Annotated in this window: 21 protein-coding genes; 19 read left to right on the plus strand and 2 right to left on the minus strand. The window is 32.0% G+C overall.

Features of this window, described 5'->3' with window-relative positions:
- The first annotated feature begins 85 nt into the window (after positions 1-85).
- From plsX to L988_RS10320, 18 genes are all read left to right on the plus strand, one after another.
- Positions 86-1,102, plus strand: a complete 1,017-nt coding sequence (gene plsX / locus L988_RS10235) for a phosphate acyltransferase PlsX (RefSeq protein WP_047383985.1) — start codon at positions 86-88, stop codon at positions 1,100-1,102.
- Positions 1,092-2,084, plus strand: a complete 993-nt coding sequence (locus tag L988_RS10240; protein ID WP_047383986.1) for a beta-ketoacyl-ACP synthase III — start codon at positions 1,092-1,094, stop codon at positions 2,082-2,084. Before plsX ends, L988_RS10240 begins: the two co-directional genes overlap by 11 nt.
- A 74-nt stretch (positions 2,085-2,158) precedes the next feature.
- Positions 2,159-3,064, plus strand: a complete 906-nt coding sequence (fabD, locus tag L988_RS10245) for an ACP S-malonyltransferase (RefSeq protein ID WP_047383988.1) — start codon at positions 2,159-2,161, stop codon at positions 3,062-3,064.
- Positions 3,065-3,148: 84 nt separating this feature from the next.
- Positions 3,149-3,373, plus strand: coding sequence for an acyl carrier protein (acpP, locus tag L988_RS10250; RefSeq protein ID WP_047383990.1), 225 nt, complete (start codon positions 3,149-3,151; stop codon positions 3,371-3,373).
- A gap of 75 nt (positions 3,374-3,448) precedes the next feature.
- Positions 3,449-4,687 carry a beta-ketoacyl-ACP synthase II gene (fabF, locus tag L988_RS10255; protein WP_047383992.1) on the plus strand — a complete coding sequence of 413 codons (1,239 nt, stop codon included), beginning with the start codon at positions 3,449-3,451 and terminating at the stop codon, positions 4,685-4,687.
- Positions 4,688-4,708: 21 nt separating this feature from the next.
- Entirely contained in the window at positions 4,709-5,419 is a 711-nt protein-coding gene (gene rnc, locus L988_RS10260; protein ID WP_047383994.1) for a ribonuclease III, read from the plus strand.
- Positions 5,406-6,455: an elongator complex protein 3 gene (locus tag L988_RS10265; protein ID WP_047383996.1), complete on the plus strand. Its 1,050-nt coding sequence runs from the start codon at positions 5,406-5,408 to the stop codon at positions 6,453-6,455. Before rnc ends, L988_RS10265 begins: the two co-directional genes overlap by 14 nt.
- On the plus strand, positions 6,427-7,893 hold the full coding sequence (locus L988_RS10270; protein WP_047383997.1) for an Rne/Rng family ribonuclease: 1,467 nt from the start codon (positions 6,427-6,429) through the stop codon (positions 7,891-7,893). The genes L988_RS10265 and L988_RS10270 overlap by 29 nt, the downstream gene beginning before the upstream one ends.
- Positions 7,894-7,901: 8 nt before the next feature.
- On the plus strand, positions 7,902-8,384 hold the full coding sequence (gene coaD / locus L988_RS10275; protein ID WP_047383999.1) for a pantetheine-phosphate adenylyltransferase: 483 nt from the start codon (positions 7,902-7,904) through the stop codon (positions 8,382-8,384).
- 7 nt (positions 8,385-8,391) lie between these two features.
- Positions 8,392-9,777, plus strand: coding sequence for a DNA repair protein RadA (gene radA / locus L988_RS10280; protein ID WP_047384001.1), 1,386 nt, complete (start codon positions 8,392-8,394; stop codon positions 9,775-9,777).
- Positions 9,770-10,831 (plus strand): DNA integrity scanning diadenylate cyclase DisA, encoded by a 1,062-nt coding sequence (disA, locus tag L988_RS10285; protein WP_047384002.1) that lies wholly within the window; start codon positions 9,770-9,772, stop codon positions 10,829-10,831. The genes radA and disA overlap by 8 nt, the downstream gene beginning before the upstream one ends.
- 98 nt (positions 10,832-10,929) lie before the next feature.
- A complete protein-coding gene (locus tag L988_RS10290) occupies positions 10,930-11,217 on the plus strand; it encodes a metal-sensitive transcriptional regulator (RefSeq protein WP_052191809.1) in 288 nt (95 codons plus the stop codon).
- Positions 11,218-11,293: 76 nt separating this feature from the next.
- Positions 11,294-12,259: a BMP family protein gene (locus tag L988_RS10295; protein ID WP_047384003.1), complete on the plus strand. Its 966-nt coding sequence runs from the start codon at positions 11,294-11,296 to the stop codon at positions 12,257-12,259.
- Positions 12,260-12,320: 61 nt separating this feature from the next.
- Positions 12,321-13,502: a phosphopentomutase gene (locus L988_RS10300; protein ID WP_047384014.1), complete on the plus strand. Its 1,182-nt coding sequence runs from the start codon at positions 12,321-12,323 to the stop codon at positions 13,500-13,502.
- Between the two features lie 24 nt (positions 13,503-13,526).
- Positions 13,527-14,231 (plus strand): purine-nucleoside phosphorylase, encoded by a 705-nt coding sequence (deoD, locus tag L988_RS10305; protein ID WP_047384004.1) that lies wholly within the window; start codon positions 13,527-13,529, stop codon positions 14,229-14,231.
- 7 nt (positions 14,232-14,238) lie between these two features.
- Positions 14,239-14,640, plus strand: coding sequence for a cytidine deaminase (gene cdd, locus L988_RS10310; RefSeq protein ID WP_047384016.1), 402 nt, complete (start codon positions 14,239-14,241; stop codon positions 14,638-14,640).
- 146 nt (positions 14,641-14,786) lie between these two features.
- Positions 14,787-15,497 carry a GntR family transcriptional regulator gene (locus L988_RS10315; RefSeq protein ID WP_052191810.1) on the plus strand — a complete coding sequence of 237 codons (711 nt, stop codon included), beginning with the start codon at positions 14,787-14,789 and terminating at the stop codon, positions 15,495-15,497.
- 183 nt (positions 15,498-15,680) lie between these two features.
- Positions 15,681-17,099: an aspartate ammonia-lyase gene (locus L988_RS10320; RefSeq protein ID WP_047384005.1), complete on the plus strand. Its 1,419-nt coding sequence runs from the start codon at positions 15,681-15,683 to the stop codon at positions 17,097-17,099.
- Positions 17,100-17,139: 40 nt separating this feature from the next.
- Here L988_RS10320 and L988_RS10325 read toward each other — a convergent pair whose 3' ends face one another.
- Both L988_RS10325 and corA read right to left on the minus strand, forming a co-directional pair.
- Positions 17,140-17,964, minus strand: coding sequence for a mechanosensitive ion channel family protein (locus tag L988_RS10325; RefSeq protein ID WP_047384006.1), 825 nt, complete (start codon positions 17,962-17,964; stop codon positions 17,140-17,142).
- A 41-nt stretch (positions 17,965-18,005) separates the two neighbouring features.
- Positions 18,006-19,055 (minus strand): magnesium/cobalt transporter CorA, encoded by a 1,050-nt coding sequence (gene corA / locus L988_RS10330; RefSeq protein WP_052191811.1) that lies wholly within the window; start codon positions 19,053-19,055, stop codon positions 18,006-18,008.
- A 176-nt stretch (positions 19,056-19,231) separates the two neighbouring features.
- On the opposite strand from corA, the gene L988_RS10335 reads away from it, so the two are divergent.
- A complete protein-coding gene (locus L988_RS10335) occupies positions 19,232-20,086 on the plus strand; it encodes a hypothetical protein (protein WP_047384007.1) in 855 nt (284 codons plus the stop codon).
- Positions 20,087-20,164: the final 78 nt, after the last annotated feature.

Genomic DNA, 20,164 nt, shown 5'->3' on the forward strand with positions numbered 1-20,164 from the left:
AAGCGGGATAGTTAAATCTTGCTTTTTTTTATTTCTTAAAATATGCTATAATAGTTAATAATTATATATATATTGAGGAGAAATTATGAGAATCGCTTTAGATGCCATGGGTGGAGATTTTGCACCTCTTGAAACAGTTAAGGGAGCAGTTCAAGCTTTAGAGGAATTACAAAATTTGACTGTGATTTTAGTTGGACAGAAAGAAAAAATAGAAGAAGAGTTAAAGAAATATACATACGATAAAAACAGAGTAGAGATTTTTGATGCGAGAGAAGTTATAGAGATGACAGATGATCCTATGACGGCAGTTCGAACAAAAAAAGATGCCTCTATGAATAGAATGTTAGAGCTAGTTAAATCAGGAGAGGCTCAAGCATCGGTATCAGCAGGAAATACAGGTGCACTAATAAGTGCAAGTCAATTGAAGTTGAGAAGGATAAAAGGTGTTTTAAGACCAGCTATTACGACGATATTCCCTAGTAAAAAAAGAGATATAGTTTTAATGGATGTTGGAGCTAATGCTGATTGTAGACCGGAGTTTGTAAATCAGTTCGCAACAATGGGTTCTCTTTATTATGAAGAGATGTTTGGAGTAAGCAATCCAAAAGTTGGATTATTAAATATTGGAACAGAAGAGGGAAAGGGAAATGAAATCACCAGAGAAGCCTTCAATTTGTTGAAAAATAATAACGATATTAATTTTGCTGGGAATATAGAGAGTAGAGAGATGATGGATGGAGAAGTAGATGTCATTGTCGCGGATGGATTCACAGGAAATATGGTATTAAAAACAGCTGAAGGAACGGCCAAATTTATATTTTCTATTTTGAAAGAGGAGATAGGAAAAAGTCTTTTAGGAAAAATAGGAGCACTTTTATTGATGCCTATTTTAAAAAAATTGAAAACCAAATTAGATTCTTCAGAATATGGTGGAGCACTATTTTTAGGTATAAATGGAATATCGATAAAGGCTCACGGAAATTCGTCGGCGAAAGGGATTAAAAATGCTTTAAAGGTTGCCAATAAGTTTGCAGAAGACAAATTTATAGATAGATTAACAGAGGTTATGAAACAAAGCGAAGGAGGAAACAATGAAGCTTAAAAATGTAGGTATAATAGGATTAGGAACTTATGTTCCAGAGAATGTAATGACAAATTTTGATTTTGAAAAAATTATAGATACAACAGATGAGTGGATTAGAACTAGAACTGGTATAGAAGAAAGAAGATTTGCTAATGAAACTCAAGCTACATCTGATTTAGGAGCTGAGGCAGCAAAAGTAGCTTTAGAAAAAGCAGGAGTTCCTGTAGAAGATATAGATATGATAATTTTAGCAACAACTACGCCTGATTATCCAATTCAAAGTACGGCTTGTGTTGTTCAAGAGTTGATAGGTGCTGTAAATGCGGCGGCAGTAGACATAAATGCGGCTTGTAGTGGATTTGTATATGCTTTAACTATGGCAAAAGCATTAGTTGTATCAGGAATGAATAAAAAAGTTTTAGTTATAGGTGCAGAAGTTCTTTCGAAGTGTGTAGATATGCAAGATAGAAATACTTGTGTATTATTTGGTGATGGAGCAGCAGCAGCAGTTGTAGCAGAAGTAGAAGATGGATATGGAATGATATCACAATTCTTAGGAGCAGAAGCGGATGTGAAAGGTGCATTAAGAACTCCAGCAGGAGGAACTAGAAAACCTTTAAGTCAAGAAGTTTTAGAAGAGAGATCAAACTTCTTACAAATGAAAGGACAAGATGTATTTAAATTTGCAGTTAAAGCTTTACCAAAGGCAACTTTAGAAGCTTTAGAAGCAGCGGGATTAACTCCAAGCGATTTAGACATGGTATTCCCACATCAAGCTAATAGTAGAATAATAGAAGCAGCATCAAAAAGATTAGAGATTCCAATGGAAAAGTTCTATTTAAACTTAAATAAATATGGAAATACATCATCTGCATCAATCGGGTTAGCATTAGGAGAAGCATTGGAAAAAGGTCTTGTAAAAAAGGGAGATACAATAGCTTTAACTGGATTTGGAGCGGGGTTAACGTACGCTTCTATGATATTAAAATGGTCTTACTAAATTTAAAATTGACATAAGAAAAAGAATATGGTATATTAAAAAAACATGTGTTATTTATAAAAAAAGGAGTTAATATGAGTAAAATAGCTTTTGTTTTTCCAGGACAAGGAACGCAATATGTTGGAATGGGAAAAGAACTTTATGAGAATAACGATTTAGCTAAAAGTGAGTTTGATAAAATATTTTCTAGCTTAGATTTTGATTTAAAAAAAGTGATGTTTGAAGGTAGTGAAGAGGAGTTAAAAGATACTAAAAATACTCAACCAGCTATCGTTGCAATGAGCTTAGTTTTAGAGAAACTACTAAGAGAGAAAGGTATTGTAGCAAATTTCGTAGCAGGACACTCTGTAGGAGAGTATGCAGCTGTTGGGTCAGCTGGATTTTTATCAATGGAGGATGCAGTAAAGTTAACATCTTTAAGAGGAGCGGCTATGAGTAAAGTGTCAGCTGAGGTAGCTGGAACTATGGCAGCGATATTAGGACTTGATTCAGATGTAATAGTTGAGACTTTAAAGGGTGTAGCTGGGGTTGTTGAGGCAGTAAACTTCAATGAACCGAAACAAACTGTAATAGCTGGAGAAAAGGAAGCTATAGGAAGTGCTTGTATAGTATTAAAGGAAGCAGGAGCAAGAAGAGCTATGGAGTTAGCTGTTTCAGGACCATTCCATTCAAGTCTAATGAAGCCGGCAGGAGAGATTTTAAAAGAAGCGTTAGAAGGATTCGAATTTAAGAATTCAGAAGTAGTTTTAATCGCTAATACAACAGCTAAAGAGATAACTTCGGTTGAAGACTTAAAAGATGAACTGTATAGACAAAGCTTTGGACCTGTAAAATGGGTAGACACAATTACAACATTAAAAGCAGCAGGTGTAACAAAGATATATGAGATTGGACCAGGAAAAGTATTGAATGGTTTAATCAAAAAAATCGATAAAGAGATCGAAGTGATCAATATCGAAAAGCTTTCAGATTTAGTGTAATCTAAAAGATTATAAAACTTGAAAAAATATATTAAATTTGCTAATATATTAATATAAATAATAAAAAAATCAGGAGGAAAACATATGTTAGATAAAATAAGAGAAATAGTTGTAGAGCAATTAGGAGTAGACGCAGATCAAGTAACTTTAGAAGCGAACTTCGTTGAGGATTTAGGAGCGGATTCATTAGATACAGTTGAATTAATAATGGCTTTCGAAGAGGAGTTCGACGTAGAAATTCCTGATACAGATGCAGAAAAAATAAAAACTGTACAAGATGTTGTAAACTACATTGAGGCAAATAAGTAAGATAAATTTAAAGGGGTATGAAAGTACCCCTTTAGTTATATTTTTTGGAAAAATAACAAAGAGGTGGATAGGATAATGAGAAGAGTAGTTGTAACAGGAGTTGGTTTAATAACTTCACTAGGAACTGGAACGGAAAAATCTTGGGATGCTATAAAAGCTGGTAAATGTGGAATAAATGAGATTAAATCTTTCGATACAACAGAGAGTGCCGTTAAGATAGCAGGAGAGGTTACTGATTTTGATCCAACAGAATTTGGAATCGAAAAGAAAGAGGTAAAAAAATTAGCAAGAAATACTCAGTTTGCTATTGCCGCTACAAAAATGGCATTAGAAGACTCAGGACTTGTTATAGATGAAAATAACGCAACTAAAGTTGGAACAATTGTATCATCTGGAATCGGAGGAATCGAAGTTTTTGAGGAGCAATATGGAACAATGCTAGAAAAAGGAACTAGAAGAATATCTCCGTTTACAATTCCAGCTATGATTAATAACATGGCTTCAGGAAACGTAGGAATATACTTTGGAGCTAAGGGTCCAAATAAAGCTGTAGTAACAGCGTGTGCAGCAGGAACTCATTCAATAGGAGATTCATTTGAGATGATTAGATCTGGTAAAACAGATGCTATGATAACAGGTGGAACAGAAGCTTGTATAACAAAGTTTGCTATAAATGCATTTGCAAATATGAAAGCTTTATCTACAAGAAATGACGATCCACAAAGAGCTTCAAGACCATTTACAGCTGATAGAGATGGATTTGTAATGGGAGAGGGAGCAGGAATTCTTATTTTAGAAGAGTTAGAATCAGCAAAAGCTAGAGGAGCAAAAATCTATGCTGAAGTTGTAGGATACGGAGAAACTTGTGATGCTTACCATATAACTTCACCAGCAGAAGGTGGAGAAGGAGCTGTAAGAGCTTTTGTAATGGCTATGGAACAAGGAGATATTAAACCTGAAGAGGTTGGATATATCAATGCACATGGAACATCAACACCAGCAAACGATAGAAATGAAACAGCGGCTATAAAAGATGCATTCGGTGATGCAGCTTACACTATGAACATATCTTCAACAAAAGGAGCTACAGGGCATGGTTTAGGAGCAGCAGGAGGAATTGAAGGAGTTATCTTAGCGTTATCGATTGCTGAAGGAGTAGTACCTCCAACAATAAATCAAGATAATCCAGATCCAGCTTTAGATTTAAATTACACTCCAAACGAAATGATAAAAAGAGATATCGAAGTTGGAATGTCAAGTTCATTAGGATTTGGTGGACATAATGCTGTAATAGCAATGAGAAAATATAAATAGTAAATAAAGGGAGAGAGATAAGTGAAAAAATCATATCTAGAATTAGAAGATAAAATAGGATACAACTTTAAAAATAAAGACCTATTAAAAAATGCACTTATCCATAGATCTTTCGGAAATGAACACGCTAAATATAGAAAATTAAACAATGAAAGACTAGAACTGCTAGGTGATGCAGTTCTAGATCTTATCGTTACAGAGCATTTATACAAGACGTATCCAAATGCACTAGAGGGAGATTTAGCAAAACTGAAAGCTATGGTAGTTAGTGAACCTGTATTAGCAAAAATATCTAAAACATTAGATTTTGGACAATACTTAATGTTAAGTAAAGGTGAAGAGTTAACTGGTGGAAGAGAAAGAAACTCTATATTAGGAGATGTATTTGAGGCAATATTAGGAGCGATATATTTAGATTCTGATTTTGTAACAACAAAAGATATAGCTATGAAATATTTAAGACATCCAATTGAGCATGTAAATGAAAATGAGGATATTTTAGATTTTAAAACAATTTTACAAGAGTATAGTCAAAAAGAATATAAAATAATACCAACATATCAAGTTGTAAGTGAAGCAGGACCAGACCACTTAAAAGTTTTTGAGGTTGTTGCAATTATAAAAGATGATTTAAAAGGATATGGAAAAGGGAAAAATAAAAAAAGTGCCGAGCAATCTGCAGCAAAAGATATCTGCAAAAAGTTAGGAGTAAAACTTTATGAAACACTATAATATTCCAATCTTTATAAGTCATTTTGGGTGCCCAAATGATTGTGTTTTTTGTAATCAGAAAAAGATTAATGGTAGAGAAACAGATGTAACTACAGATGATATAAAAAATATAATTGAAACATACTTAAAAACTCTTCCAAAAAAATCCAAGAAAGAGGTGGCTTTTTTTGGTGGAACTTTTACAGGAATTTCTATAAAATTACAAGAAGAATATCTATCTGTAGTTTATGAATATATAAAAAATGGATTAGTTGATGGAATTAGACTTTCTACTAGACCAGATTATATAGATGAAGAGATAGTTAAGATGCTGAAAAAATATGGAGTTACGACTGTAGAGTTAGGAGTTCAATCTTTAGACGAAAATGTATTGAAACAAACACATAGGTTTTATCCGATGGAAAAAGTTTATACAGCTTCAAAATTGATAAAAGATGCAGAAATTGAATTAGGAATCCAGTTGATGTTGGGATTACCAGGATCGACAGATGAGAGTGATTATATAAGTGCTGTAAAAACAGTAGGATTAGAACCAGATATAGCTAGAATATATCCGACTCTAGTTATAAAAGAAACTGAGATGGCTGATATGTTTAAAGCAGGTACCTACACACCATTAACACTAGGTGAGGCAGTAAAAAGATGTAAAAAAATATATTCATTATTAGATTATAATGATATTAATATAGTAAGAGTTGGATTGCAACCGACGGATGATTTAAATGACGACGAAAATGTTTTAGGGGGACCTTTCCATCCAGCTTTTAGAGAGCTTGTAGTTGGAGAGATATATTATGATTTTCTAAAAAGTATATTAGAAATAGAAAAAAAATTGGATGTAGAAACTAATGAAAGGAATGTTTCCAGAATTGTTGGTATAAATAAGGTCAATAAAGAGAAGTTAGGAAAAGATTTTAAGATTAAAATAAACAATACATTAGAGGTAGATACAATTAAAGTAAATGAAGTGATTTACCCGTGGAAACAGGTTCTTAGGGGAGAGATAGATGAACCAGGTAGTAATAAATACCAATAGATTTAAAACAAGAGCAGCAGTTTTAGAAAATGGAAAAGTTATGGAAGTTCATATCGAAAGAGAGGGCGAAGGAACTTTAAATGGAAATATCTATAAAGGGAAAGTGGCAAATGTTCTTCCTGGAATGGAGTCAGCTTTTGTTAATATTGGATTAGAGAAAAATGGATTTTTATATGTTAAGGATTTGAGAGATTTTGAAGAGAAGTATTTAACTGGGATAGTAAATAGTATAAAACCTATAGAAGAACTTTTAAATGTAGGGGATGAAGTTGTAGTCCAAGTTTTAAGTGATCCTAGAGGAAGTAAAGGAGCGAGAGTAACAACTCACTATACGATTCCTGGTAAATTTTTGGTTTTAATGCCAAATAACAATCATATCGCTATTTCGAAAAAGATAAAGGATGAGATTGAAAGAGAACGTTTAGAGAAGCTTTTTTCTGAGATAGTTCCTGAAGGAATGGGTGTTATAATAAGAACGGCCGCTGAAGGAAAAAGTATATACCATTTTGAAAAAGAGTTGCAATATCTGATAAAGAAATGGGAAGAGATAGAGATTAAAATAAAAGAAGCAAAACCAGGTGAACTTTTATATAAAGATAATGGAATAGTTAGTAAAGTTTTAAGAGATATAATAGGTAATGACATAGATGAGATAATTGTAGATAATGAGGATGTATACTGGGAGATTATCGATTATGTGAGAGCTTTTAGTGAAGGCATTCCAAAGATGAAGATTAAACTCTATACTGAAAAAGAGGAGATTTTCTATAAATATGGTATTCAAAAAGAGATAGAGAAATCTCTTGAAGTTACGACAATGCTAGAGTGTGGAGGTTCTATAGTTATAGAGAAAACAGAAGCTTTGGTAAGTGTAGACGTGAATACAGGTAAAAATATTGGAAGCATGAATTTAGAAGAAACTGTTGTTAAAACAAATATAGAGGCTGCAGAGGAGATTGCAAGACAGCTTCGTATAAGAAATTTAAGTGGAATTATAATAATAGATTTCATAGATATGAAAGTAGAAGAGGATAAGGTAAAAGTTTTAAAAGTGTTGGAGGAAAATTTAGCCAAAGATAGAGTTAAAACAAATATTATTCATTTCACAGATTTAGGATTAGTTGAAATGACAAGAAAAAGATTGGGTAAACCATTATCTTATTATTTCCAAGATGAGTGTCCTATGTGTAAAGGAACAGGAAAGATAAAGGGTAGTAGAGCTATTGTAGAAAATATAATAAAAGAGCTTAAAGAGATTGTAGACGAGAAAGATATAAAAAAAGTTAAAATTATAACAAAAGAAACAGTGAAAGAGAAGATAGAGAGTATATATCTAGATTTTATAAAAGCTCTTTTACAAAAATCAGGAAAAAGTATAGAGATAAGTACTAAGAATAGAGATTCTTTAAAAGATTATGAGATAATATTGGAAAGTTAGGTGTAAAGATGAAGTTGGCTTTATATTCAGGAACATTTGATCCTATTACAAAAGGGCATTCTGAGATAATAAAAAGAGCAAGTAAAATGTGTGATAAATTAATTGTAGCAGTATTGAATAACAGTTCTAAAAAAACTATGTTTACTTTAGAAGAGCGTAAAGAGATGGTTCAAGAGGTATTGAAAGATATTGAGAATATAGAAGTAGTAGATCATAGTGGCCTTTTAGCAAATTATATGAAAGAGATAGGATGTAATTATATAATTAGAGGCCTTAGAGCTGTAACTGATTATGAATATGAGTTATCACTTGCCTATGGGAACTATGATATATCTGAAGGAGAGATAGAGACAATTTTTATTCCATCATCTAAGGAATATCTATATGTAAGTTCATCTATAGTTAGAGAGTTGGCTTTGTATGATGGGAAACTAGATAACTATTTAGATGAAAATGTAATTGAGAGGATAAAAAAAAGGGTTAAGGAGTAGTTCGGTTATGGCAAAGGCAAAAAGTTTTTACGTTTGTAGTGAATGTGGATATAAAACTATAAAGTGGATGGGTAAGTGTGAAGGTTGTGGAGAATGGGGCACATTTGATGAGGAGATAGAGGTATCTCCAATTGCAGCTAAAAGTATAAAATCTTCAGCTAGCTCACTTCAAAATCTTCAAGACAAAGTAGTTTCCTTTGCTAATGTTCAAATAGAAAAAAACTTTAGATATAAAACTAAGATATCTGAATTTGATAGAATATTGGGTGGAGGTCTTGTTAAAGGAGAGGTTGTTTTGATAACTGGAAATCCAGGAATTGGAAAATCAACATTATTACTTCAAACAGCTAAGGAGTATACAGAGTATGGAGATGTTCTGTATGTATCTGGAGAGGAATCACCTGCTCAGATAAAATCAAGAGGAGAGAGATTAGGTATTTATTCTGAAAATTTATATTTGATGTCAGAAACTGATATTCAGAGTATATATGAGTATGTTATTACAAAAAAACCAAAAATAGTTATTGTTGATTCTATACAAACACTGTATAATTCAGAGGTGGATTCTATTCCAGGAACTCCAACTCAAATAAGGGAATGTACTTTGAAAATAATAGAGCTTGCTAAGAAAAATGAAGTGTCATTTTTTATAGTGGGTCATATAACGAAAGATGGAAAAGTTGCAGGACCAAAACTATTGGAGCATATGGTTGATGCGGTGTTTCATTTTGAAGGAGAAGAGGGATTATTCTATAGAATTTTGAGAAGTTTGAAGAATAGATTTGGATCTACAAATGAATTAGCTGTTTTTAGTATGGAGGACACAGGTATACATGAAGTAAAAAATTCATCAGAGTTTTTCCTGAGTGAAAGAGATGAGAAAAATATAGGTAGTATGGTAGTTCCTGTATTAGAAGGAACGAAAGTATTTTTATTAGAGATTCAGACTTTGTTGACAGATTGTACAATAGGAATTCCTAAAAGAATTGTTCAAGGGTTTGACAGAAATAGAATGCAAATTTTGACGGCAATCGCAGAAAAAAGAATGGGAATGAATTTAGGAATGAAGGATCTTTTTATCAATATTCCAGGTGGACTTTCAATAAATGATCCAGCAGCAGACTTAGGTGCTTTAATATCAATAGTTTCTTTATATAGAAATGTAGCTATAAGCCAGAAAATAGCAGCTATCGGTGAATTGGGATTAAGAGGAGAGATTAGAAAAGCATTTTTCATAGATAGAAGACTAAGAGAGTTAGAGAAGTTAGGATTCAAAGGTGTATATGTGCCTGAAGCTAATAGAAAAGAGATTGAAAAAAATAGTTATAAATTAAAAATAATATATTTAAAAAATTTAGAAGAATTTTTAGAGAGGATGAGTAAAGATGAATAACCCAGAATTCTTAGAGATTCTTTCTCTGTTGGCTCCAGGGACAAAGTTAAGAGAGGGGATCTATAATGTTTTAGATGGTGAAATGGGAGCGCTTATAGTTGTTGGCTTAGATCCAGAGGTTCAAAAAATAATGGATGGTGGGTTTGAAATAAATTGTGAATATACACCTGAAAAATTGTTTGAATTATGTAAAATGGATGGAGCTATAATTTTAGACTCTGATATCACAAAGATACACTCGGCTAATGTTCATTTACAACCGAGTATGAGATTTTCAACTAATGAAAGTGGAACAAGACACAGAACAGCTCAAAGAGTTGCAAAGCAAACAGATAAGTTAGTCATAGCAGTGTCAGAAAGAAAAAAAGTTGTAACAATTTATAAAGGTGAGATGAAACACAGACTTAGAAGCACAACAGATCTTATGGGAGAAGCATCACAAGGATTAAATACTTTAGAGCGTTATCGTTTTGTATTAGATAAAGCGTTAGGGAATTTAACTATTCTTGAATTAGATGATTTAGTAACGCTTTATGAGGTTACAGTTGTTCTTCAAAGATTTGAAAAGGTAACAAGAATTTTCCAAGAGATGAATAACTATATGACAGAGTTAGGTGTAGATGGAAGACTTGTAAAATTACATCTTAATGATTTAATTCAAGATATAGAAAGTGAGAAAGAAGATTTCCTTAGAGATTATTGGAACTATTCTAATGCACCGTTTGATCTAGAGGAGATAACAGATAGACTTTCTAAGCTAACAGATGATGAATTGAAAGAACTTGAAAAGTTATCAGCAGTATTAGATTATGGAAAAACTTATTCTGCTTTAGGAAACAGAGTAACGCCAAAGGGATATAGAATTCTAGATAAAATAACTAAATTAACTAAGAGAGATATAGAGAAAATAGTTAATAATTATGGAAATTTATCTAAAGTACAAGAGGCTTCGATAGAAGAACTGTTAGAAATTAAAGGGATTAGTAAGTTTAAAATAAAAGCAATTCAAACAGGATTAAAAAGATTGAAAGTAACTGTTGAACTTGAAAAATAAAAAAATCTACTTGAAAAAAGTAGATTTTTTTTTATTTATATGATAATATGCCTTTTATAGGGGGATACCCTATAAAAGGCATATATAGGAGGAGTTTGATGTCAGAAGAGTGTCCAAATAAATTGTGTGGTGACAAGAAAAAAATGATAGCTAGAGCTAATAGAATAGAGGGGCAGATAAGAGGTATAAAAAGAATGATTGAAGAAGATAATTATTGTGATGATGTTCTTAATCAAATATCTTCAGCTAAGGCTGCTTTAGATGGAATAGCTAAGCTTATTTTAGAAGATCACCTAAGAAAATGTGTTGTATCCGGTATAAAAAATAACGATGAGAACAAAGTAATCGATGAATTAATATATACTTTAGGAAAAATGATGAAATAAATAGTAAATTTTTCTTTGAAATAGGTTAAGAATATGTTAAAATCTAGCTAGTATAAAGTTATTTAGGAGGGTATTAATGAGAAAAATAGTTACTTTTGTTATGTCTATGATGTTAGCAATCGGATTATTTGCAGCAAAGCCACTTAGAGTGGGAATCGTTCTTTCTACTGGAGGATTAGGAGACAAGTCGTTTAACGATGCGGCTTACAGAGGGTTAGAGCAAGCACAAAAAGATTTAGGAATTGAATTTAAATATGTAGAACCAGCTTCACCTGCAGAAGATGAAGAGTTCTTAAGAGAGTATGCAGAGGCTGGATATGATTTAATAATAGCTACTGGATTCCAAATGACAGAATCAGCTAGAACTGTAGCAGCAGATTATCAAGATGTAAAGTTCTTAATGATTGATGATGTAGTAGATTTACCAAATGTTAAATCGTTAGTTTTCAAAGAGGAAGAGGGATCTTTCTTAGTTGGAGTTATTGCTGGATTAATGACAAAAAATAATGCAGTTGGATTTGTTGGTGGAATGGAAAATCCTTTAATCAAAAAATTCGAAGTAGGATTTAAGCAAGGTGCAGAGTATGTAAAACCAGGAGTTAAATTCTTCTCAGTTTATACAACAGGACCAAATCCTTTCAATGACCCAGTTAGAGGAAAGGAAAATGCTATTTCTGAAATTAACCAAGGTGCAGATGTAATATACCATGCAGCTGGTGGAACAGGAATGGGAGTTATTGCAGCAGCAAAAGAAAAGGGAGTTTTCGCTATCGGTGTTGACTCAAACCAAGATGGAGTAGAACCAGGAACAGTTTTAACATCTATGTTAAAAAATGTTGATGTTGGAGTTTACGATACAGTTAAAGCTTTAACAAATGGAGAGTTCGTATCAGGATTATCTGTTTATGGAGCGAAAGAAAATGGAGTTGGAGTAACTGAATTCGAGTTTACAAAAGAGATAATCGGTGCTGAAAAACTTCAAAAGTTTGAAGAAATTAAAGCTAAATTGATGGCTGGAGAAATCAAAGTTAGCGATAAATAATAAAAGGGGGCTGATCAATTTGATCAGCCTTTTGTTACCTTATAGAAAAGGAGTGAATGAAATGAAAAAACTAGATAGAGTTACTCTAATAGTGTTAGATAGTGCAGGAATAGGTGCATTACCAGATGCTAAAGAGTTTGGAGATGAAGGAACGAATACTTTAGCTAATATAGCTCTTACAACAGGGGGATTAAATCTACCGAATATGGAAAAAATGGGATTAGGTAATATTGCTGAGATTCTAGGAGTAGATTCTGTTGAAAAACCTACAGGTGCTTTTGGAAAGGCTTCTGAACTATCAAAAGGAAAAGATACAACGACAGGGCACTGGGAAATAGCAGGAATAGTTCAAGAGAAAGCTTTTCCGACATATGCAAACGGCTTCCCAAAAGAAACAATTGAAGCTTTTGAAAAAGCTACTGGAAGAAAAGTTCTGTGTAATCTTCCATACTCTGGAACAGATGTTTTAGATGCTTATGGTGAAGAGCAACTAGCAACAGGAGCTTGGATTGTTTATACATCAGCAGATCCAGTGTTTCAAATAGCAGCTAATGAAGAGTTAGTATCTTTAGATGAACTTTATGATGCTTGTAAAAAAGCTTTAGAAATTTGTAGTGAGATGTCTCCGGTAGCTAGAGTAATAGCAAGACCTTTTGTGGGAAAAAAAGCTGGAGAATTTTCGAGAACATCAAATAGACATGATTACTCGGTTGAACCTCCAAAAGAAAGTATGTTAGATAGAATAAAAAATTCAGAACTAGATGTAATTGGAATAGGAAAGACTAGTGATATATTTGCTGGTGTTGGTTTAACAAGAAGCAGAGGTACAAACAAAGATAATGTAGATGGTATTTTAAAAACGATAGATGAACTTAAAAAGGATACTAAAGGAATTATTTTTACAAACCTTGTTGATTTTGATATGAAATTTGGTCATAGAAGAGACCCTAAGGGGTATAAATTGGCCTTAGAAGAATTTGATAACTACCTTCCTGAAATTATAGAAAACTTAAAAGAGAACGAGCTTTTAATACTGACGGCAGACCATGGGTGTGACCCGACGTATAAGGGAAGTGATCACACGAGAGAGTATATTCCTGTTTTAGTATATGGTAAAAATATGAAACAGGGTGTAGATTTGGAAATATTGGAAGGATTCTCGACGATAGCCGCAACGATAGAGGAACTTTTATTAGGTAGAACTGACTTAGCAGGAAGTTTTGCTCAAAAAATAACAAAATAAAAAAGTAAAAAATAGGAGGATATGATGAGTGTACATATAGGAGCAAAGCAAGGAGAAATAGCAGAAACGGTATTGTTACCAGGAGATCCGTTAAGAGCAAAATGGATAGCAGAAACTTTTTTAGAAGATGTTGTTTGTTATAACGAAGTAAGAGGAATGTATGGATATACAGGAACTTATAAAGGGAAAAGAGTTTCAGTGCAAGGGACAGGAATGGGTGTTCCATCTATTTCTATATATGTAAATGAATTGATTAGAGAATATGGAGTTAAAAATCTTATTAGAGTTGGAACTGCAGGATCTTATAGAGAGGATGTAAAGATAAGAGACGTAATATTAGCGATGGCATCATCAACAACTTCAGGAATGAATAGACTTAGATTTGGTGGAGCAGACTATGCACCAACAGCAGATTTTGGATTATTTATGAATGCAGCAAATGCAGCTGCAAAAAAGGGAATCTCTGTTAAAGGAGGGAATGTTTTAACGGCAGATGAGTTTTATGGTGATAATTTTGAATCTTACAAAAAATGGGCAGAATTTGGTGTTTTATGCGTTGAGATGGAAACAGCAGCTCTTTATACAATAGCTGCAAAATATAATGCTAAAGCGTTAACAATTTTAACAATCTCTGATTCATTAGTGACAGGAGAGGAAACAACATCTCAAGAAAGACAAACGACTTTAAAAGATATGATAGAAATAGCACTAGAAAGTATTGCGGAGTAATAATATGATGAAAACACTTGATGAAAAAATAATTTTAGAGTATGTAGATAAAGCTATTCTTGCAAGAGAAAAAGCTTATGCCCCATATTCAAATTTTAAAGTAGGTGCAATACTAGTAGATGAAAACGGAGAAGAGACATCGGGAGCTAATATAGAAAATGGTTCTTATGGACTTTCTAATTGTGCTGAAAGAAGTGCTATTTTTGCTGCAGCAAGTAAAGGGATGAGAAAAATAAAACTAATTGCTGTTGTAGCAGATACAACAGGGCCAGTAAGTCCTTGTGGTGCATGTAGACAAGTTATAAAAGAGTTTGCAAATGATGATACTATAATCATTCTTGGAAACTTAAAAAGAGATTATAAGCTAATGACAATGGAAGAATTATTACCATATGGATTTGAGTTATAAGAATGTATAGATATTTTAATAGGGTGTATATCACCCTATTTTTTTTTGGTAAAATATTGAGTTTGACAAAGTAGCTAGTATATTTTATTATAAAGATATATTATCTTGCGCAAAAATATGTGAAAAAATAAACAAGGAGGAATTGTATGTCAAGAGAAAATAGCAACTCAGCTTATGCATATAAAATTTTAAAAAGAAATATATTTGAATTGAATTTAAAACCTGGAAGTGAATTGAGCGAGAAAGTAATAGGGGAAAAGCTAGGAATGAGCAGAACACCTATAAGAGAGGCTTTAATATTATTAAAGCATGATCAGCTTATAGAAAGTATTCCACAGAAAGGTACTTTTGTAACGAAGATTAGTGCTCAAAAAGTGTTAGAAGCAAAAGTTTTAAGAGTAGCCTTAGAAACAGCAGCATTTGAAAGAGTGGTTGAAAATTTAGATGATGAATTTGTAGAGGATTTAAGAACAAATATAAAAATGCAAAGAGTATATTGTGAAGGGAATCGTAATTATTTAGAATTTCATAAGATGGATAATGATTTTCATAAAATGATATTTGAGAAAGCAGAGATACCAGGATTATGGGAGCTAGCATCAAATGGGACAGGACATTATCAAAGGGTAAGAGTTTTAAACGCTAAAAATAAAACAAGTGATATTTCGGTTGTAGAGGAGCATGAAGAGATTTTAGCTGCATTAGAAAAAAGGGATATCGATAAGTTGAGAGGGATGTTAGAGCACCATTTAGGAAGAACGCTATTAAAACTAAAAAAACTTGAGGCTGAAAATCCAGAATATTTCGAAGCTAAAGAAGAGGTTACGAAAGAAGATACGTTTATTTTATTGAAATAAAATTAATCTAAAAATAGTTCATAAAAAACACTTGACTTTTACAAAAAAAACAGTATACTTTAAAACAAGAAAGCACAAATGAACGGATAAAGAACGAAATGTTTATTTTCAAAAAGAATAAAAATGAAAATTTTATTTTAAAGTTTTGAAGTTCTGGGGAAAATAAAGGGAAGGTGAAAGATTTTGGAAAAATTTAGATTAGAGAGTGATTCGATAGGAACGTTACAAGTTCCAGTAGATGCTTATTATGGGGTTCAATCATTGAGAGGAAAAAATAATTTCCATATTACGGGGTATAGACTAGGAAATGACTTTATAAAAGCTTTAGCATATGTAAAAAAAGCTTCTGCAATTGCGAATTTAGAAGCAGGAGTTTTAGAGGAAGATGTTGTTACTGCTATAGTTAAAGCATCAGAAGAGATTATATCAGGGAAGTTCATGGATCAATTTATAACTGATGTTATTCAAGGTGGAGCAGGAACATCTATGAATATGAATATAAATGAAGTTATCGCAAATAGAGCTGGTGAAATATTAGGTGGTGAATTAGGAAAATATGATAAAGTTCATCCTAATGATCATGTAAATTATGGACAATCAACAAATGATGTAATTCCAACAGCAGGTAAGTTAGCTTTACAAATGATGTCAGAAGAGTTATTGAAAAGCCTAGAGAGATTAAATTCAACATTGTTATTGAAAAGTACTGAATTTGACGATGTTATAAAGATGGGAAGAACACATTTGCAAGATGCAGTGCCAATAAGATTAGGGCAAGAGTTTAAAGCTTATGCACAGCCAGTTGTAAGAGATATAAAAAGAATAAAAATTGCGTTAGAAGATTTAAAAACAGTTAATATGGGAGCAACAGCTGTAGGAACCGGAATAAATGCGGATACAAAATATGTTGAAGATGTAGTTAGAATATTGTCAGATGTAACAAATGTTGATTTTGTTCAAGCAGATGATTTAGTTGATGGAACAAGAAATTTAGATAGTTTTGTATGGTTATCTTCAGCACTGAAAGTTACAGCAGTGAACTTGTCTAAGATGTGCAACGACTTAAGACTTATGGCTTCTGGTCCAAAGACTGGTTTAGCAGAGATAAACTTACCACAACAGCAACCAGGTTCGTCAATTATGCCAGGAAAAGTAAATCCAGTTATACCGGAGGTTATGAATCAAGTTTGTTTCCAAATCTTTGGAAATGATCAAACAGTAACTAAAGCAGCAGAAGCTGGACAATTGGAATTGAATGTATTTGAACCAGTATTGTTCTTTAATTTATTCCAATCAATTGAGATATTAAAAAATGGAGTGAATACTTTAATTGATAACTGCTTAGTTGGAATAACTGCAAATAAAGAAAGATGTCAACAATTAGTTGATATGAGTGTTGGAACGATAACAGCATTAAATCCACATATAGGATATAAAAATGCAGCTGATATAGCTAAAACGTCTATAAAAACAGGTGTTTCTGTGGTAGACCTAATATTAGAAAGAAAGTTATTAACAAAAGAGGAATTAGATATAATTTTAAATCCGTTTGAAATGACAAAACCAGGAATTCCAGGAAAAAGTTTATTAAAAAATAGATAAAAATATATAAGAAAAGAGGCTAGATTTTAGCCTCTTTTTTCTATTTTTGGTAAACGTCAAGTTTGTTATATGGAATCTCGATTCCTTCTTGATCGAATTTCTTTTTAACAAGTTCTTGTAAATCGAAAAATACATCCCAATAGTGCTCTTTTTTAGCCCAAACTCTCATTGTAAAATCAAGAGAACTAGAGTTATGCTTGCTTAGTCTAACAAAGATATCTTTTTCTTGAAGTATCAGTTTATGTTCTTTAGCTATTTGAGTAAGAATCTCTTTTACTTTATCGATTGATGTGTCATAAGAAACAGAGAATACAGAATCTACTCTTCTTTCATTGTTAGCTCCAGCATTTATAATAACCTCTCCTGAAAGTTTACCGTTAGGAACAACAACAAATTTATTGTCCACAGTATGTAAAACAGTATAAAGGAAAGTGATTCTTTGAACGATACCTTCAACGCCACAAGTTACAATATAGTCTCCTTTAGTAAAGTATCTAGAGGCAAGTATTTGCATTCCACCAGCAAGATCAGATAAACTTCCTTTAAGAGCAAGTCCGATACCGATACCGATAGATCCAAGAAGAGCAATAATTGATGTCATTTCAATACCTAGAATTTGAATAACATTTAACCCGTAGAAAATAATTATTATGATATTTAAGAATGACTCTAAAAAATGAATAAGAAGTTCATCTAATTTTTTTAGAGCTAAAAATTTGTTGAAGGCCTTCATTAAGAAGCCTTTAACCGGTTTGTAAGTAGTCCATAAGATGGCTAGAAAGATTACTTTTTTAATGAAAATAGGAGCTGACTTAGCTATTGCAGCTGTAAATTCATTAATAAAAGTTGCTAATGTTTGTTCCATTTGGAAAAACCTCCTTAAAATAAATGTTATAAATTAATTTTTTACCACCATTTTTTCTTTTTGAAGAAAACAGCGGTTCCTAAAATTATAAGACCCATAATACTTAAAAGTGTGAAGTAACCATATTTCCATCCTAATTCAGGGATGTATTCGAAGTTCATTCCGTAAAGTCCTGCCAAGAATCCAAGAGGGATGAATATTGTTGAAATCATAGTTAAAACTTTCATAATTTCATTCATTCCAGTACTGATTGTAGAATGATAAAGTTGTAAAAGTTCATTTCCACGATTAAAAAGAGCATCGTTAGATTCGTTTGCTATAACGATATGATCTTGTAAGTCTCTTAAATAGATATCTGTATCCTCACCTAGATATTCTTGAATGTCAGAATCCTTAAATTTTGCTGAAACCTCTTTTAGTGGGGCTAAAGCTCTTCTGAACTTTAGAAGTTCTTTTTTTAATTCTAAAATATCGTCAAAATCTTTTTTCTTAGGATCGGTAGTAACCTTACTTTCTAAGTCGTCAATTCTCTCTTCTAAATCTTCGATGATTAAAAAATAGTTATCTACTATTCTATCAATTAAAGAGTAAGTTAAATATCCTTCTTTTTTGTTTCTTAATCTTCCGCTTCCTTTTTCTATTCTTCCTCTAATGTTGTCAAAAACATCAAATGGATTTTCTTGGAAAGTAATTAGCAAGTTTGAGAATAATATAAATGAAACTTGCTCATACTCATATTTGTGTTTGTCGTTAGCTGGAGAAATCATTTTTAGAGTGATAAAGATATATTCATCTCTAATTTCTAATTTTGGTCTTTGAGAACTATTAAGTAAATCTTCTAAAATTAAAGAATCAACATTGAACGCTTCTCCAATTTTTTTAATAAGATCAGTATTGTGGATACCACCAATATTTAGCCAGTTAACATGAGATGGGTGAAGCTCAACTAAAAGATTATCTTTAAAAATAAAAGTATTTTTTTTAAAAGATTCGTGGTTGTAAGTATAATGAGTTATGGGAATCTCAGTTGTAATATGACGATCGCCAGTATACAAAAGAGTTCCGGGTTGTAGTCCTATTTTTTTGTTCAAAGTGATGCCTCCTGTACCTATACTATAATAATATATTATAGTAGATATATTACTATAAGTAAAAGATAAAAACAACACATAATTAGAAGTTAATTTGAATAATTATAAAAATTGTAAAAAAAACGGAATTTATGTTAGAATAAAATTAATATATTTAATAATTTTAAGGAGATGTTATGAACTATTTTTTATTTTTAAATCATCCAAAAGGTGAGCAGGTTTATAAGGTTAGTGAAGAAAGAGAGGAGATGTTAAGAGAACATTTTAAAAGAGTAGATGTGCTGAAAACAGATGTTGTGGTAAGAGGGGAGCGTTACCAAGCCTTTGTTGATTACAGTTCTTTTTCGAATTTGGCCAATTTTGATTGTTTTAAATGTCAAGATCCATGTTGTGCAGATAATCCAACTATCTATGAGAATACAACGAGAGAATTTATTTTAGACAACATTCAAAAATATAATGAGAAAACTAAAAATATTGATATTTTATTAGAAAATGATTTTAAAATTGAAGAGATAATAGAAAGTATAAAAAAAGATGATTGTCTTGTTCCTGATGAGTTAGTTGAAAATGAAGTGTCATTATGTACGTGCTCTTTTAAACCTTCAAATGAATCGGTATTATGCTCTTTACATTCTATATGTTTAGAAAATAATTTAGGAGCAAAAGAGATTGTAGAAAAAAAACCTTTGGTTTGTAGTTTGTGGCCTATAGATATAATTTCAGAAGAGGATAAGTCGGTATTGTATATAACAGTACCTGATGATTTCACAACTGGATTTACAATAGAAGATTACTATGATACGCCATGCATAAACAAAGAGTTGTCAATGAGCTCTTCATTTAGAAGAAAAAATCCTGAAGGATTTTTAGAAGAGGAATATGTTCCTCTGATAATGGCATATGGTGAAACTTTAAAATACAGTTTAGGTGAAAAATTTTACTTAGATGTTTTAAAAAAATTAGTGGAAGAAAACCTTGTATATGCTGAGGAGTTAAGTATAAAAGAAAAACAAATTTTAAAAAAATAAAAAAAGTTGTTGACCTATTTTAAAATTTATGGTACTATAATTTTTGTCAGCGGGAAACACCGCCGACAAGAATTATGG

Origin of the sequence: Cetobacterium sp. ZWU0022 (assembly GCF_000800875.1) — a bacterium.
Lineage (GTDB): Bacteria > Fusobacteriota > Fusobacteriia > Fusobacteriales > Fusobacteriaceae > Cetobacterium_A.